Annotated in this window: 17 protein-coding genes; 11 read left to right on the forward strand and 6 right to left on the reverse strand. The window is 65.4% G+C overall.

All coding sequences use genetic code 11. The annotated features are described in order from the left end of the window. Positions 1–9 precede the first annotated feature (9 nt). The gene (locus RSE14_RS00895; RefSeq protein WP_324075300.1) at positions 10–732 is read left to right on the forward strand and encodes an SDR family oxidoreductase; all 723 of its coding nucleotides are present in this window, start codon (positions 10–12) and stop codon (positions 730–732) included. Here RSE14_RS00895 and RSE14_RS00900 read toward each other — a convergent pair. Further along, on the reverse strand, positions 729–1832 hold the full coding sequence (locus RSE14_RS00900) for an NAD(P)/FAD-dependent oxidoreductase (RefSeq protein ID WP_324075302.1): 1104 nt from the start codon (positions 1830–1832) through the stop codon (positions 729–731). The genes RSE14_RS00895 and RSE14_RS00900 overlap by 4 nt on opposite strands. A 91-nt stretch (positions 1833–1923) precedes the next feature. On the opposite strand from RSE14_RS00900, the gene RSE14_RS00905 reads away from it, so the two are divergent. The 9 genes from RSE14_RS00905 to RSE14_RS00945 all read left to right on the forward strand — a co-directional run bounded on the left by RSE14_RS00905 (position 1924) and on the right by RSE14_RS00945 (position 12036). Further along, positions 1924–3456: an acyl-CoA carboxylase subunit beta gene (locus RSE14_RS00905; RefSeq protein WP_324075304.1), complete on the forward strand. Its 1533-nt coding sequence runs from the start codon at positions 1924–1926 to the stop codon at positions 3454–3456. After that, entirely contained in the window at positions 3453–3812 is a 360-nt protein-coding gene (locus RSE14_RS00910) for a contact-dependent growth inhibition system immunity protein (RefSeq protein WP_324075306.1), read from the forward strand. The genes RSE14_RS00905 and RSE14_RS00910 overlap by 4 nt, the downstream gene beginning before the upstream one ends. Then, positions 3809–4261 (forward strand): methylmalonyl-CoA epimerase, encoded by a 453-nt coding sequence (mce, locus tag RSE14_RS00915; RefSeq protein WP_324075307.1) that lies wholly within the window; start codon positions 3809–3811, stop codon positions 4259–4261. Before RSE14_RS00910 ends, mce begins: the two co-directional genes overlap by 4 nt. Positions 4262–4373: 112 nt before the next feature. After that, the gene (locus RSE14_RS00920; protein WP_324075309.1) at positions 4374–5159 is read left to right on the forward strand and encodes an enoyl-CoA hydratase-related protein; all 786 of its coding nucleotides are present in this window, start codon (positions 4374–4376) and stop codon (positions 5157–5159) included. A 104-nt stretch (positions 5160–5263) separates the two neighbouring features. Next, positions 5264–7417, forward strand: coding sequence for a methylmalonyl-CoA mutase (gene scpA, locus RSE14_RS00925; RefSeq protein ID WP_324075311.1), 2154 nt, complete (start codon positions 5264–5266; stop codon positions 7415–7417). A gap of 300 nt (positions 7418–7717) precedes the next feature. Then, the gene (locus tag RSE14_RS00930) at positions 7718–8581 is read left to right on the forward strand and encodes an alpha/beta hydrolase (RefSeq protein ID WP_324075313.1); all 864 of its coding nucleotides are present in this window, start codon (positions 7718–7720) and stop codon (positions 8579–8581) included. 114 nt (positions 8582–8695) lie between these two features. Further along, positions 8696–9487, forward strand: coding sequence for a heme-dependent oxidative N-demethylase family protein (locus tag RSE14_RS00935; RefSeq protein ID WP_324075315.1), 792 nt, complete (start codon positions 8696–8698; stop codon positions 9485–9487). Continuing rightward, the gene (locus RSE14_RS00940) at positions 9484–9894 is read left to right on the forward strand and encodes a lysozyme inhibitor LprI family protein (protein WP_324075317.1); all 411 of its coding nucleotides are present in this window, start codon (positions 9484–9486) and stop codon (positions 9892–9894) included. The genes RSE14_RS00935 and RSE14_RS00940 overlap by 4 nt, the downstream gene beginning before the upstream one ends. A gap of 87 nt (positions 9895–9981) precedes the next feature. Further along, complete coding sequence (locus RSE14_RS00945; protein ID WP_324075319.1) at positions 9982–12036, forward strand: ATP-binding protein; 2055 nt, start codon at positions 9982–9984, stop codon at positions 12034–12036. Positions 12037–12063: 27 nt separating this feature from the next. On the opposite strand, the gene RSE14_RS00950 is transcribed toward RSE14_RS00945, so the two are convergent. After that, positions 12064–12513: a hypothetical protein gene (locus RSE14_RS00950; protein WP_324075321.1), complete on the reverse strand. Its 450-nt coding sequence runs from the start codon at positions 12511–12513 to the stop codon at positions 12064–12066. A gap of 594 nt (positions 12514–13107) precedes the next feature. Here RSE14_RS00950 and RSE14_RS00955 point away from each other — a divergent pair. Beyond that, positions 13108–13389, forward strand: coding sequence for a hypothetical protein (locus tag RSE14_RS00955; RefSeq protein ID WP_324075323.1), 282 nt, complete (start codon positions 13108–13110; stop codon positions 13387–13389). 10 nt (positions 13390–13399) lie between these two features. On the opposite strand, the gene RSE14_RS00960 is transcribed toward RSE14_RS00955, so the two are convergent. The 4 genes from RSE14_RS00960 to RSE14_RS00975 are packed head-to-tail and all read right to left on the reverse strand — an operon-like array spanning position 13400 to position 16315. After that, complete coding sequence (locus RSE14_RS00960; RefSeq protein WP_324075324.1) at positions 13400–13864, reverse strand: GNAT family N-acetyltransferase; 465 nt, start codon at positions 13862–13864, stop codon at positions 13400–13402. Continuing rightward, complete coding sequence (locus RSE14_RS00965) at positions 13861–14631, reverse strand: cyclase family protein (protein ID WP_324075328.1); 771 nt, start codon at positions 14629–14631, stop codon at positions 13861–13863. Before RSE14_RS00965 ends, RSE14_RS00960 begins: the two co-directional genes overlap by 4 nt. Continuing rightward, positions 14628–15749, reverse strand: a complete 1122-nt coding sequence (gene aroB / locus RSE14_RS00970) for a 3-dehydroquinate synthase (RefSeq protein ID WP_324075330.1) — start codon at positions 15747–15749, stop codon at positions 14628–14630. Before aroB ends, RSE14_RS00965 begins: the two co-directional genes overlap by 4 nt. Further along, positions 15740–16315 carry a shikimate kinase gene (locus RSE14_RS00975; protein WP_324075332.1) on the reverse strand — a complete coding sequence of 192 codons (576 nt, stop codon included), beginning with the start codon at positions 16313–16315 and terminating at the stop codon, positions 15740–15742. Before RSE14_RS00975 ends, aroB begins: the two co-directional genes overlap by 10 nt. Positions 16316–16339 lie beyond the last annotated feature (24 nt).

Raw genomic sequence — 16339 nt, forward strand, 5'->3', positions numbered from 1 at the left:
GGGCGAAGAATGAACGTCAACGGAAAGACCGTGTTGCTGACCGGCGGCAGCGCAGGCATCGGGCGCGAGATTGCGCGGCAATTGCAGGCCAAGGGCGCGAGCGTGATCCTCACCGGGCGCGATCCGGCGCGGCTCGAAGCGATGCGGGGCGAGGGGTTTGACGTGATCGCCGCTGACCTCTCGAACGCGGCGGGCGTCGATGCGCTGGTCGCGGCGCTGGGGGATCGCAGCATCGACATCCTCATCAACAATGCCGGCCTCGGCGTGCCGCATGATGTGCGCAATGCCCTGCCTGATCCCGACGAAGCGGACGGGTGCTTCTACGCCAACCTTTCCGCGCCGGTGCGGCTCATCACCGCGCTGCTCCCTGCCTTGCGGGCGCGCCCTGAAGCGGCGATCGTCAATGTGACGAGCGGGCTGGCGATTGCGCCCAACACCGCAAGCTCGGTATATTGCGCCAGCAAGGCGGGCCTACGCAGTTTCACCATGGCCCTGCGCGCGCAGCTCGCCAAGGAACCGATCCTCGTGGTCGAGGCCCTGCCGCCGGTGGTCGACACGCAGATGACGGCCGACCGCGACATGTCCAAGATGCCTCCGCAGGAATGCGCGCGCCAGATCATCGCCGCGATTGAAGGTAACCGGCCCGAAGCCAATGTCGGCATGGTGAAGCTGCTGCGCGCGGTCTATTCGATCTCGCCCGCGCTGGCGCGGAGCGTGATGCAGCGGTTCTAGACCCCCAGCCGCGCGGGGCTGAAGGTTGCGAAGGACAGCCCCTTCGCCGCCGCATCCTCGGGGAAGGCATGGCCCAGCACCGTCGCCGCCGCGATCCGCGAGAGTGCAGGGGCGGTCTGGAACCCCGCGCCGCCTTGCCCGGCTACCCAGTAAAACCCCGGCGCGCCTGCTGCCTCGCCGATCACCGGAAGCTCGTCCGGCGCAAAGCTCCTGAGGCCCGCCCAGCTATGGGCGATGCGGCGGATAGGAAGCGTGGTCGCCTGCTCCACGCGGTCTGCCGCGATCGCGATGTCGAGTTCTTCGGCTGCCGCATCGCAAGGCTCGGACGGGGTCTGGTCCATGCTGGAAGCGAGCAGCGCCCCGCGCCCCTCGGGCAGGAGGTAGAAGCCTTCGCCCACGGTCTTGGTGAAGGGCCAGTGGCTCACATCCTCGCCTTCGGGTGCTGCAAAGGAGATCACCGTGCGGCGGCGCGGCTCGATCCCGATGGGCGTGACGCCCGCCATCCGCGCAATTGCGTCCGCCCAGGCCCCCGCCGCATTGACGAGGATCGGCGCAGCGAAGTCGCCCGCCGCCGTTTGCACCCGCCAGCCGCTGCCGTCACGGGCAATCGCGCTGACCCGCGCGCCCGTCACCAGCTTGCCGTTGTGTTCGCGCAAAACCGCGATGCAGGCTTGCAGCATTGCGTGCGTATCGAGCTTCAGCGAAGCATGGTCGATCAGCGCCGCCGCGCAGGCCTCCGCCTTCAGCGCGGGCATCAGGGCGCGGGCCTCCTCCGGCCCGGCCCGCGTGTAATCGCAAGCATAGTGGCGGTGCACATCCTCCAGCGCATCGAGCGCCGCGATCTCTTCTGCGTGCGCGATATGGAGCGCCGGATGCACCGAGCCATGCGCGGCCAGCTCCGTCATGCTCAGCGCGGTCAGATCGCGCACCGGCTCATTGCCGAGGCCGTAATGCCCAAAGGCGACCGAGCGGCCCGAGGCGTGGTATCCCGGCGCGCTCTCGCCCTCCAGCACCACCACCTGCATATGCGGTGCAAGCCGGCCTGCAAGGCTCAGCCCCGCAATCCCGCCGCCCACCACCAGCACATCGGCCCTGTTCATCGACAAACTCCCGCCACTTTTGCCACGTTGACGCTTGGAACGCGCTAAGGCAACGCATTGCGCCAAGAGAGCCACAGGAGAGGAACCCTTCGTGTCCGCCAATATCGCCGAAATGGAACGTCGCCGCGAAGCTGCCCGGATGGGTGGCGGGGCCAAGCGCATCGAAGCCCAGCACGCCAAGGGCAAGCTGACCGCGCGTGAACGCCTCGACGTGCTGCTCGACGAAGGCAGCTTCGAGGAAATCGACACCTATGTCGAACACGACTGCATGGATTTCGGCATGGAAACCCAGCGCATTCCGGGCGACGGGGTGGTGACGGGCAGCGGCACGATCAATGGCCGGCTGGTCTATGTGTTCTCGCAGGATTTCACCGTGTTCGGCGGAAGCCTCTCCAAACGCCATGCCGAGAAGATCTGCAAGGTGATGGACACCGCGATGAAGGTCGGCGCGCCGGTGATCGGCCTCAACGATTCGGGCGGGGCGCGCATTCAGGAGGGCGTCGCATCGCTCGGCGGCTATGCCGAGGTGTTCCAGCGAAATGTGCTCGCATCCGGCGTCGTCCCGCAGATCAGCCTGATCATGGGGCCGTGTGCGGGCGGGGCGGTCTATTCGCCTGCGATGACCGACTTCATCTTCATGGTGAAGGACAGCTCCTACATGTTCGTCACCGGCCCCGATGTGGTGAAGACCGTCACCAACGAGGTCGTGACGCAGGAGGAACTTGGCGGCGCAATCACCCACACCACCAAGACTTCCGTCGCCGATCTCGCCTACGAAAACGATGTCGATGCGTTGCTGGCGACCCGCCGCTTCTTCGATTTCCTGCCGCTGTCGAACCGCGACGAGGCCCCGGTGCTCCCCACCGGCGATGCGTGGGACCGGATCGACAACAGCCTCGACACGCTGATCCCCGACAATGCCAACCAGCCCTATGACATGCACGAGGTGATCACCAAGGTGCTGGACGAGGGCGATTTCTTCGAGATCCAGCCGGCCCACGCGGGCAACATCATCTGCGGTTTCGGCCGCGTGGAAGGCCGCACCGTCGGCGTAGTCGCGAACCAGCCGATGGTGCTGGCGGGCGTGCTCGACATCAATTCCTCGAAGAAGGCCGCGCGTTTCGTGCGCTTCTGCGATGCCTTCGAGATCCCGATCGTCACCTTCGTCGACGTCCCCGGCTTCCTCCCCGGCACGGCGCAGGAACTGGGCGGGATCATCAAGCACGGCGCGAAGCTGCTGTTCGCCTATGCCGAGGCGACCGTGCCCAAGATCACCGTCATCACCCGCAAGGCTTACGGCGGGGCCTATGACGTGATGGCTTCGAAGCACCTGCGCGGTGATTTGAATTATGCTTGGCCCACCGCCGAAATCGCGGTGATGGGCGCCAAGGGCGCGGTGGAGATCATCTTCCGCCAGGAAAAGGACGACCCCGCCAAGATCGCCGAGCGGACCAAGGAATACGAAGACCGCTTCGCCAACCCCTTCGTCGCAGCCCAGCGTGGCTATATCGACGAGGTGATCTACCCGCACTCGACCCGGAAGCGCATCGCGCTGGGGCTAAGGAAGCTGCGGACGAAGCAGCTGGAGAACCCGTGGAAGAAGCATGACAATATTCCGCTATGAGCAAGAAAACGCGCGAGATTAGGTTGGAGGCCGAAGAGCGTTGGCCGACGCTCTATCAATTCTTGGGTGCCTATTGTCATCAGGATTGGCCTGAAGACTATGGCACGCCTGAAGCTGCAGTGGATGCAGCGATTGCTGATTACTTGCTGCCAATGCGCCAACAAGTTCTCCAGGAATGGAGGGATTGGAATTCAACGCGCGGTGCTGAGTTTGATCCACGCTCGGCGGTCAATGATGGTCTCGGCGTGTATGTCTATTTCAAAGAACCTTCCGATGCTCGGCAATTCATGAACTTGGTCTACGACAAGCTCATCGTCTCTGTGCGGAATGAAACTAGCAAGGACTGGAAACCATGAAACTCGGCCGATTGAACCACATCGGGGTCGCCACGCCCTCCATCGCCGATAGCATCGCCTTCTACCGCGACGTGATGGGCGCGACGAAGATCCATACGCCCTTCGACCTTGAGGAGCAGGGCGTGAAGGTCTGCTTCGTCGACACCCCCGGTGCGGACGGGGTGATGAACGGGACGCAGATCGAACTGATCGAGCCCTTGGGGGAAAACTCCACCCTCGCAGGCTTCCTCGCCAAGAACCCGCTCGGCGGGCAGCATCATCTGTGCTTCGAAGTGCCCGATATTGCCGAGGCGCGCGCCGAGTTCGAGAGCCTCGGCAAGCGCATCCTCGGCCCCACCCGCATCGGCGCGCACGGCACCCCTATCTTTTTCGTCCATCCCAAGGACATGGGCGGCATGCTTACCGAGATCATGGAGACCCCGCGCGAGGATGCGCACTGGTCTAATTAACATAGAGCCGTTCGGGCTGAGCTTGTCGAAGCCCCGCACTTCACTTTGATCGCCACGCCAGAAGGAAGAACGGCCCTTCGACAGGCTCAGGGCGAACGGGAGTTGTCTGAAAATGTCCTACGAAACCATCCGCGTTGAACGTGACGGCCCGCTGCTGACCATCACCCTCAACCGCCCCGAGCGGCTCAACGCCATGCCGCCCGCGATGGCGGACGAGCTGGGTCAGGCCTTCTATGACCTTGGCGATGCGCGCGCGGTGCTGATCACGGGCGAGGGCAAGGGCTTCTGCTCGGGCGCGGATTTGTCCGCTCGCGGGAGCGGCTCTGCGCTGGGCGGCAAGGGCGGTAGCCACGAGGCGCTGATCAATCACTACAACCCCGCGATCAGCCAGATCATCCGCGCGAATGTGCCGGTGATCTGCGCGGTCAATGGCCCGGCGGCGGGTGTCGGCTGCTCGCTCGCGCTGGCGGCGGACTTCACTATCGCGGCCAAGAGCGCCTATTTCCTGCAAGCCTTCGTCAATATCGGCCTTGTCCCCGATGGCGGCTCGACCTGGCTGCTCGCCCGCGCCATCGGCCGCGCGCGTGCCACCCGCATGATGATGCTGGGCGAGAAGATCTCCGGTAGCCAGGCCGAGGAATGGGGCCTCGTCTACAAGTGCGTCGAGGATGCTGACCTGATGAGCGAAGCCCGCGCGCTGGCGGAGAAGCTCGCGAACGGCCCGACGGTTGCCTACGCCACGATGAAGCGCAACATCGCCACCGCGATGGACCAGAACCTCCAGATGGTGCTGCTCGCCGAGGCCGAGGGCCAGCGCATCGCCGGCGCGACCAAGGACGCGATGGAGGGCGGCATGGCCTTCCTCCAGAAGCGGAAAGCGGAATTCAAGGGGCACTAATCGCGCCCATCTCCGTTCGTATCGAGCGGAGCACGCAGTGCGCAGTCGAGATGCCCGAGAACGGTGTCTCGACTTCGCTCGACACGAACGGAAATGGTTGAGAAATGACCGACAAACCCACCCTGTCCGACTGGAACGCCCTCGCCGCCAAGGAAGTCAAGGGCCGCGATCTCACCTGGCACACGCCCGAGGGCTTCGCGATCAAGCCGCTCTACACGGCAGACGATCACGAAGGCTTCGATCCGGGCCTGCCCGGCTTCGCGCCTTTCACGCGCGGGGTGAAGGCAAGCATGTATGCGGGCCGTCCGTGGACGATCCGGCAATATGCGGGCTTCTCGACCGCCGAGGAATCGAACGCCTTCTACCGCCGCAATCTGGCGATGGGGCAGAAGGGGCTTTCGGTCGCCTTCGACCTCGCCACCCACCGCGGTTACGACTCCGATCACCCGCGCGTGGTCGGCGATGTCGGCAAGGCGGGCGTGGCGATCGACACGGTCGCGGATATGCAGATCCTGTTCGACCAGATCCCCTTGGATTCCATGTCCGTCTCGATGACGATGAACGGCGCGGTGATCCCGGTGCTGGCCTTCTTCATCGTTGCGGCGGAACGTCAGGGCGTGTCGCAGGACAAGCTGGATGGCACGATCCAGAACGACATTCTGAAGGAGTTCATGGTCCGCAACACCTATATCTACCCGCCCGAGCCGAGCATGCGGATCATCTCGGACATCATCGCATATACCTCGGCCAACATGCCGAAATTCAACTCGATTTCGATCTCGGGCTACCACATGCACGAGGCCGGGGCGACGGCGGTGCAGGAGCTTGCCTTCACCATCGCCGACGGCAAGGAATATGCCACCCGCGCCATGGCCGCTGGCCTCGATATCGACGCTTTCGCGGGCCGCCTCAGCTTCTTCTTCGGCATCGGCATGAACTTCTTCATGGAGATCGCCAAGCTGCGCGCCGCGCGCACCTTGTGGTACCGCGTGATGGACGGGCTGGGGGCGAAGGACGAACGCTCCAAGATGCTGCGCACCCACTGCCAGACTTCGGGCGTGAGCTTGCAGGAGCAGGACCCCTATAACAACGTCATCCGCACGACGGTCGAGGCGATGGCGGCGGTGCTGGGCGGCACGCAGTCGCTCCACACCAACGCGCTCGATGAAGCCATCGCGCTCCCCACCGATTTCAGCGCCCGCATCGCCCGCAACACGCAGCTGGTGCTGCAAGAGGAAAGCGGCATCACGAGCGTCGTCGATCCGCTCGGCGGCTCGCATTACATCGAGGCGCTGACTGCCACCCTCGTCGAAGAAGCATGGAAGCTGATCGAGGAAGTGGACGCGGCAGGCGGGATGACCGCCTTCGTCGCCACCGGCGCGCCCAAGGCCGCGATCGAACGCGCGGCGGCGGAAAAGCAGACCAAGGTCGACAAGGCCGAGACCGTGATCGTCGGCGTCAACAAGTACCGCAAGGATGCCGAGGACGCGCTCGAGACGCTGGAAGTCGACAACCAGAAGGTGCGCGCCGGCCAGATCGCCCGCCTCGCCAAGGTGCGCGAAGGGCGTGACGAGGCCGCCTGCCGCGCGGCGCTGGCGGCACTGACGGACGGGTGCAAGTCGGGCGCAAACCTGCTCGCTCTGGCGGTGGAAGCCGCGCGCCACGATGCGACGCTGGGCGAGATTTCTTCGGCGATGGAAGAGGTGTTTGGCCGCCACGATGCGACGCCTGCGCCGGTCACGGGCGTCTATGCCAGCGCCTATGAATTCGACCGCCGCTGGGCGCAGGTGACGGACGGGGTCGAAGCCGTGGGCCGCCGCTTGGGCCGCAAGCCCCGCATCATGATCGCCAAGATGGGCCAGGACGGCCACGATCGCGGCGCGAATGTGATCGCCAGCGCGTTCGGCGACATGGGTTTCGAGGTCGTCTCCGGCCCGCTGTTCCAGACCCCGCAGGAATCGGCCGCGATGGCGCTCGAACACGATGTCGACGTGGTCGGCGCGTCGAGCCTTGCGGCGGGCCACAAGACCCTGATCCCCGAACTGATCCGGCTCCTTCGCGAAGCCGGGCGGGGCGACATCAAGGTGACCGCAGGCGGCGTGATCCCCCCGCAGGACTACGACTATCTGCGCGAGGCAGGGGTGCAGGGGATCTACGGCCCCGGCTCCAACGTGGTGGAATGCGCGGCGGATATCCTCGTGCTGCTCGGCCACAACATGCCGCCGCTGGGCGAGGGGCTGGACGAGGCGGCGGAGTAGCCCCGCCTCCCTCCGTTCGCCCTGAGCTTGTCGAAGGGCCGCTTTTCTTTTTCGCCGAAAGTGCAGAAGAAAGGGCAGGGCTTCGACAAGCTCAGCCCGAACGGTTATTTGTGTGTTGTGAGGAATGAGACGCTCTCAAATGGCCTGTGACTGCCTCAATTGCGGCCATGAGATTGGCTACCATCATGGCGGAATGGAGCCGGAGATGTTTTGCACCTGTTTGGGCTGCCGCTGTCCCGGCTATCGCGACGAGACATTGAAAAGCCCGCAATCCGGCCCCTTGAAACCAGAAAGTTCGCAATGACCCACCCCCGCACCGACTGGACCCGCGCCGCCTTGGCTGCGCTGGCCCTGACGGCGGCGGCGGTCGGGCAGGCGCAAAGCCCTGAGCCCCAGCCGCTGACCATTGGCGAGACGGTGACGCTCGATGCCTTGGGCGAGGCCCGCGAGGTCAATATCGTCCTGCCACTCGGCTACGGCGAAGAGCCGGACAAACGCTGGCCGGTGGTCTATCTGCTCGATGGCGGTGAGGCGCAGGACCTGTTTATGGGCGCCGGGCTCCAGCGCTGGAACACCATCTGGGGGCGCAGCAAGGACGCGATCATTGTCGGGATCGCAACCAGGAACCGCCAGCGCGAATTGCTCCCGCCGACCGCCGACGAGGCCGAGGCCAAGCGCTACCCCACAGCAGGGCAAAGCGCCGCCTTCCGCGCGTGGATCGCGGATATCGTCAAGCCGATGGTCGAGGCGCGCTTCCGCACCGATGGCACATCTGTCCTCGTCGGCGAGAGCGCGGCGGGGCATTTCGTGGTCGAAACCTGGGCCACCGCGCCCGCCATGTTCACCGGCTACGCGGCGATCAGCCCCAGCCTGCAATGGGATTTCGAAGCGCTGAGCCGCAAGCCTCTGGGCGAGGGCAAGCGCCCGCCGCTCTACCTCAGCCTTGCCGATGAGGGCGGGGCGACCGAGACGGGGATGATGCGCCTGCTTTCCAGCCTGCCGCCATCGCAGCCCTACTGCTTCTCCGACCGGCGGACCGAACTGCGTCACGCCACGAGCTTGCACGGCTTGCTGCCCGAGGCGCTGCAATATCTCCTGCCGACCGGGGCCGATTACCTCGAGGAATACGGCATGGTGCTGCGCTGCGAGAAGCGGGGAGGGTGATCCCATGACCAACCCCCGTCTTCCCCGCGCAGACGGGGATCCATCACGCTCTGTTGGTGGCGCAGTCGAGGCAGGATGGGCCCCTGCCTGCGCAGGGGCGACGGAGATCACCCGATGACCCTCGGCTTCTCCGTCGATGATCTGCTCCCCAAGGCGCGCGGGGGCGGGCAGCTGCGCATGGGGCTGGTCAAACTGGAGGAGCAGGGCTGGCTCCAGCCCGCGCCCGATCTGGCCGCGCGGGCCGAGGGGTTTGCGCATTGGCCACAGGGCGTGCAGCTCACCCCTGAGGTGGACGCTCCGGGCCGCGAGCTTGCCGCGATGCTCGGGCAGGAAGGCGCGCTCCCCGAAGCCGCGCTCGCCGTCCACGAAGACCTGTGCCTGCTGACCAGACGCGAAGGCGAGGAGGTCTATCGCCTGATCGGCGCGGCGGTCGCATGGCCCTCCGACTGGCACCCTGCGGACAAAATCGGCCTCCCCCTGCGCGCTCTCCATGCGCCCATCGCTGGCTATGAAGAACAACTCGCCACCGGCGTCGACCGCTTCATGGAAACCCTGCGCCCCGGCCCGATCTATGGCCGGTGCAACTGGTTCATCGCGGCCACGGGGGAGCGCCGCTGGCTCCCCGACCGGCCTCCGCAAGAGGCCTTCGCCCATGTCACGCCGGACAACGCTGGCGAGACGCTGTTCGTGCGCTCCGAACGCCAGACGCTCCGGCGCTTGCCGCAGACGGGGGCGATCCTGTTCGGCATCGGGATTTACGTCGAACCGCTGGGCAGCCTCTCGCCTGCCAACATCGCCATGCTGGGCCGCGCGGTGCAGACCCTCGTCAGCGGCGAGGGTGACCGGCGGGGCGCGCCCGCCTATGCCGATAGTCTCATCGCCTTTGCCGAAAGGTCTGCCGCATGACGCTCGCGCTGATCCTCCCGCTGTTGCTGCAATCGGCGGAGCCTCCCGTGCCCGAATGGAACTGCGCCGATCCGCAATTCCAGCAGGAGATGAACTGGTGCGCGGGGCAGGACTACGAGGCCGCCGATGCTGCGCTCAACGCGCAATGGGCCATTACTGCCGAAGTGATGAAGCAGCGCGATATCGAATGGGACGCGCTCGGCTCGTCTGACAAGCGCCCGGGCTTCTTCAGGAGCCTGCTCGAAGCCCAGCGCGGCTGGCTGCGCTACCGCGACGCCCATTGCCGCACCGACGGCTACACCGCGCGCATGGGGAGCCTTGAACCCTTCCTCGTCGCCACCTGCAAGACCCGCCTCACCCGGATGCGCACCGCAGAGCTGAAGGAACTGGTCGAAGTCCCCGGCTGAAGCCCCAAATCCGCTAGCTTGCCTGCCAGCCAAACCCTCGGCATAGCCGCTGGCAAGACATGCCCCTTTGGAGAGAGGCCCAAACCCTTGTTTGCGAAAATCCTGATTGCCAACCGCGGCGAGATCGCCTGCCGGGTCATCACCACTGCCCGCAAGATGGGGATCAAGACCGTCGCGGTCTATTCCGATGCCGATGCGCGCGCGCCCTTTGTGGCGATGGCGGACGAGGCGGTGCATATCGGGCCGTCGCCTGCGGCCGAAAGCTATCTGATCGCCGACAAGATCATCGCCGCGTGCAAGCAGACCGGGGCCGAGGCTGTGCACCCGGGCTACGGCTTCCTCTCTGAACGCACCTCCTTCGCGGAAGCGCTGGCCAAGGAAGGCATCGCCTTCATCGGCCCGCCGGTGGGCGCAATCGCCGCGATGGGCGACAAGATCGAATCCAAGAAGCTGGCGAAAGAGGCGGGCGTCAATGTCGTCCCCGGTTTCGTCGGCGAGATCGAGGATACCGAGCACGCGGTGCGCATCTCCAACGAGATCGGCTATCCAGTGATGATGAAGGCCTCGGCCGGCGGCGGGGGCAAGGGGATGCGCCTCGCCTATAACGAGGCCGACGTGCGCGAGGGCTTTGAAAGCGTGAAGCGCGAGGGGCTCAATTCCTTCGGCGATGACCGCGTCTTCATCGAGAAGTTCATCCTCAACCCGCGCCACATCGAGATCCAGATCCTCGGCGATCAGCACGGTAACATCCTTTACCTCAACGAGCGCGAATGCTCGATCCAGCGCCGCCACCAGAAGGTGGTCGAGGAAGCGCCGTCGCCCTTCGTCACGCCCAAGATGCGCAAGGCGATGGGCGAGCAATGCGTCGCCCTGTCGCGCGCGGTGGGATATTACTCTGCGGGCACGGTCGAGCTGATCGTCAGCGGCGCGGACCCGACGGGGGAGAGCTTCTACTTCCTCGAAATGAACACCCGGCTTCAGGTCGAACACCCCGTCACCGAAGCGATCACCGGCATCGACCTTGTCGAGCAGATGATCCGCGTGGCCGCGGGCGAGAAGCTGGCCTTCACGCAGGACGATATCGGGATCGACGGCTGGGCGATCGAAAACCGCGTCTATGCCGAAGACCCCTATCGCGGCTTCCTGCCCTCCACCGGACGGCTGGTGCATTATTCGCCCCCGCTGGCCGGCTGGAGCGAGGACGAGACTGTCGCGGGCAAGGCGCGGCGCGGGGTTGCACGCGGCACCGGCTCGGTGCGGGTTGACGACGGCGTCTATGAAGGCGGCGAGGTTTCGCGCTTCTACGATCCGATGATTGCCAAGCTCATCACCTGGGCCCCCACCCGCGACGCAGCGGCGGACCTTCAGATCGAGGCGCTCGACAATTTCCGCATCAAGGGGCTCGGCCATAACGTCGATTTCCTCTCCGCGATCATGCAGCACCCGCGCTTCCGCTCGGGCGAGCTCACAACGGGCTTCATCGCCGAGGAATATCCCGAAGGCTTCCACGGCGCGGCGACTGCGGATGATCTGAAGCGCATCCTCGCCGCGGTGTGCGCGGGCAATGAATTCTCCCTGCAATCACGCAGCCGCCACATCACCGGCCAGCTCGATGCGCCGCAGCCGGTGACGAGCGAATGGCTGGTGAAGCTGGGGGACGAGCGCTTCCACGTCAGCCTGCATGAAGGCCATGCGCTGGTGGATGGCGTGAAGGTCGAGGGCACCTGCACCTGGCGTCCGGGCATGGTGCAGGCCGAAGCGACCGGATCGGTCGCGGGCGGCGAGACCTATCGCCTTGGCCTGATCGTCGAGCGCATCGGCAACCAGTGGAAGTTGACCACCCGCGGCGCGGCGCATAGCGCGCTGGTGATCCCGCAGCGGCTTGCACGGCATGAATCGCTGATGCTCGAAAAGATCCCACCCGATCTCTCGCGCCTCCTCATCTGCCCGATGCCCGGGATGCTGGTGAAGCTGCACGTGGCCGAGGGCGACACCGTCCAGCCCGGCCAGCCGCTGGCGACCGTGGAGGCGATGAAGATGGAGAACATCCTGCGCGCCGAAAAGGAAGGCGTGATCGCCAAGATCAACGCCGCCGAGGGCGAAAGCCTGGCGGTGGATGCGGTGATCCTCGAACTGGAATAGGGCGCGAAAAGGCGCGCCCTCCCAGCGTTAGAAGTCGCTCTTGAAGCTGATGTTCGAGTAGGTCCAGCCCTTGGGCAGGCGGTCAACTTCGAACAGCCAGCGCACCAGCAAGTCGCGGTGCTGGCAGACATAGCTGGTGGTGATCCGCAGGCTGGAACGGTAGCTCTGCTCCAGACCCACGCATTGCTCCGGCTTGCCATAGGTCGCAACGAGGCTTTCGTACTGGGTGACCAGCAGATTGATCTGGCTGGTTTTTTCGGCGAGCAGGGCATTCTCGCTCAAGGCAGCGCGCAAGGTCGGCGTTCCCTTGTTGGCGATGATGTCCGCAATCAGCGCATCGGTTTTCTTGCGCACGTCCCCGAAATCGAGCGGCGTGGGGGCTGACAATTCCTCGGGTGTGTTCGCCCACGCTTGCGCGGGCAGGCCCAGGGCGAGCATTGCGAGGCCGAGGCGGGCAGGCGAAAGCGAACGGGACATTGCGACCTCCGGATCAGGGGTGCGGACAGGTGTGGCAGCGCTGCTAAGTGCTTGGCCAGACTGCCCGGAGCGATTTCCACGCCTTCCGCATCGTGCCCCCGCGCTGCTTTCCTACCCGCCGCATTTTCGGCATGGGAAAGCTCCGGCGGGATGTTTTTCAGGGATTTTTCGCTGATTTTGGCGGCGAAGTTGGGATCCGTCTCGGGCAAGCCAACAAAAGCGTTGTTTCAGACCCCTGCCAGACCCCCGCCAGACCCCCTCCAGCCTCGATTTGACCCCAAGTTAGCCCCCACTTGACCCCCGCTTGGCACCCCTTTGACCCCCCTTTTGTCGACTGTCCGGCGCCCTTTGTCTCCACTCAAGCGGCGCTTGACGGGTGCAGGGCGGGGGCGTTTCATGCGTCAAGCAGAATTATTGCTGCGGCCGCCGGAAACAAACTTACGCGCCTTGTTGTAGATTCGCGCCAGACTGTTGATGAACCGCCCGATTTCGCGCTCCACCCTGCCCTACAGGGCCTTGTTGCGAGACACTTTCCCATGCCGAGTCGCGGTATTTCCCGCGCACGGGATTGAATCTCAGTCGGAGGATTTGATCATGGCACATACGGGCACCGGCTTTTTCGATCGGAAAGGCCATTTCTTCAAATCAGCGCGCGATGCGACGGTGAGCGATCTGGCAGCATTGCTCGGGCAGATCGGCGAGGGCGAGAGCCTTGCGCCGGGGATTGCCTATACGCTGCTCGAACGCCGCACCGAGATCGAGCGTCTCTTTGCCGAGCATGACAAAATGCTCGAGGAAGAGGCGGCGATGAAGGCTGCGCGGCAGGGCGAGGCGATGGACAACGTCGCCAAGCTGCCGAGCCGTCCGGCGGTCTGAACCGGCCTCCTCAATCCAGTGCCAGATGGAGGCACTGGTTGAAGTCGGTGAGAGTGTAGTCGGCGAAAGCTGCGCCGTTCACGAAACCGCGCCGCCGGTAGAGCGCGAGCGCCGGTTCGAAGGCGGGGCCGGTGCCGGTTTCAAGGCTGATCGTTTTGAAGCCCGCAAGCCGCGCTTGGGTGATGATGGTTTCGAGCAGAGCGGCGGCAATGCCTTGTCGCAAATACTCAGGATGCGTCCGCATCGATTTGATTTCGCAGGATTTATCGTCCAGCCTTTTGAGCGCGCCGATGGCCGCGACACGGCCTTCGACGTAGGCAGCCCACACGCACACGCCCTCGGCCTGAAGTCCTGAAAGGTCGAGCGCGAAGCTGAGGCCCGGGGGCGAGCCTTCCAGCATCGCGCGCTGGTGGTAGGCGATCAGCGCCTGCACCTCGGGGTCCTCCAGATCTGCGACCTCGATCCGCATCGTCATTCGTCGATCATCGCCACCGCGCGGATCCAGCCTGCGCTGGCCCTTTCGATCTTCACCGGAAAGCAGCTCACCATGAAGCCGTGGGGCGGCAGTGCGGCGAGATTGGCAAGCTTTTCAATCTGGTAATAGGGCCGGATGCGCCCGGCCTTGTGGCCTTCCCAGATGATCGAGGGGTCGCGGGTTTCGGCCCAGCGCTTGGCGGTATGGCTGAAAGGCGCGTCCCAGCTCCAGGCGTCAGTGCCGACCACCTCGACGCCGTTTTCGGTGAGCCACAAGGTCGCCTCCGCGCCGAGGCCTACGCCCTGATCGGTGAAATTGTCGGTGCCGTAGATCGCGCCCGATTGCACCAGCACGATGTCGAGCGGCTGGAGGTCATATCCGATCCGCGCGAGCTCCGCCTCGACCTCGGCCGCGCTCACCACATGGCCGTGGGGGAGGTGCGAGAAATCGAGCTTCACGCCCGGACGGAAGAAGCGGTCGAGCGGGGCCTCGTCGATGCTGGGGGCGGGAGAGGCGCCTGAGTCCGTGGTCGAATGGAAGTGCCACGGCGCGTCCATGTGGGTGCCGTTATGCGTTGAAAGTTCGACGAATTCTACCGCCCAGCCTTCGCCATCGGGCAGGTCCTCGCGGGTGAGGCCGGGGAAGAACATCGCGATCTGCTCCCACGTGCTCTCGTGGGTCATATAGGTCACCTTGGGGCGCATCACCTCGGGATCGGAGATGACGGCGTTGGTGATCGGGATCGAGAGATCGACGAAGCGGGTCATGCGGCAAGCTCCGCGTCGAGGAACGCGGCAATGTCGGCGAGATCAACGTCGCGCGCGACATAGGCCTCGCCCAGAGCGCGCAGCAGCAGGAAGGGCAGGGTGGTGCCTTCGGCCTTCTTGTCGTGACGCATGTGATCGACCAGCGCCGCGCCGTCGCAGGTGAGGCCGAGGGGCGCGAGACTTGCAGGCAGGCCCGCCGCAGCAATCGCGCCGCCCGCGCGCGCGGCATCCTCTGCCGAAATCTCTCCGCGCCGCGCCGAATATTTCGCCGCCAGCACCATGCCGAGCGCGACCGCCTCGCCGTGGAGCAGGCGGTCGGAAAAGCCCGTCTCCGCTTCCAGCGCATGGCCGAAGGTGTGGCCGAGATTGAGCAGGGCGCGCAGGTAGAGCGTCTCGCGCTCGTCCTCGGCAACGATCCGCGCCTTCATCGCGATGCTGGTGGCAATCGCGTGTTCGAGCGCCTGAGGTTCGCGCGCCAGTACCTTGTTTCCATTGGCTTCCAGCCACGCGAAAAACACCGCATCGCCGAGCAGGCCGTACTTCAGCACCTCGGCATAGCCGGCGCGCATTTCGCGGTCCGGCAGGGTGGCGAGCACCAGCGGGTCGATCAGCACCAGAGAGGGCTGGTGGAAGGCGCCGATCAGGTTCTTGCCTGCGCGCGTGTTGATCGCGGTCTTGCCGCCGACCGAGGAGTCCACCTGCGCGAGCAGCGTGGTCGGCACCTGCACGAAACCCACTCCGCGCTTGGTGATGGCGCAGGCGAAGCCGACGAGATCGCCCACCACCCCGCCGCCCAGCGCAATCACGTGATCCTTGCGGGTGACGCCAAGGGCAAGCAGCCTGTCGGTCAGGCGTTCGAGCACGGGCCACGTCTTGGCATCCTCGCCCGGCTCCACCACGAACCATTCGGCGCCGTATCCGCCCGCGGCAAGGCTCGCCTCCAGCGCGGCGTGATAGAGGCGGTGGGTGTTGGTATCGGCCACCACCGGCACCTTGCGCGCGCCCCCGGCATAGCCTTTGAGGAAGGGCGCAGCGGCCTCGGCAAAGCGCGCCAGCAGGCCTTCTGCGATCACCACCTCATAGGGGCGCCCGGCCAGCGCGACGGGAATTACAGCCATTGATCAATCGCCTCGAGGATAGCGCGGGCGGTATCGGCGTGGGGGCCGTTATCGCTGCGCACGCGGATGGGGGCCTCGGCATAGAAGGGCGCGCGCTCGGCGGCGAGGCGGGTGAGGATTTCGCGGGGGTCGCCGTTCCTGAGCAAGGGCCGCGTGTTGCGCCGCGCGGTGCGCTCCACCAGCGTATCGATATCGGCGTCGATCCACACCGCGATGCCACGTTCGAGGATCAGCGCGCGGGTCGCCGGATCGACGAAAGCGCCTCCGCCGGTGGCGATCACGCCGTGGCCTTCCTCGATCAGGCGGGCAATCACGCGCCGCTCGCCGTCGCGGAAATAGGGCTCGCCGAACTGGGCGAAGATTTCCGCGATGGAGAGCTGTGCAGCCTCGACGATCGCCTCGTCGGCATCGACGAAATCGCGCTTCAGCAGCCCGGCCAGCTTGCGGCCGACGGTGGACTTGCCGACCCCCATCAGCCCCACCAGCACCACCGGACGGGTGATGCGCTGAGCCAGCCCTGCCAGATCGGCAGGCTGGTGATCGGGTGAGAGCGATGCAGCGGACATTGCCGCACGGCCTATAGATGGGCT

Source organism: Erythrobacter sp. (assembly GCF_035194505.1).
In the GTDB taxonomy this organism is placed as follows: Bacteria; Pseudomonadota; Alphaproteobacteria; order Sphingomonadales; family Sphingomonadaceae; genus Erythrobacter.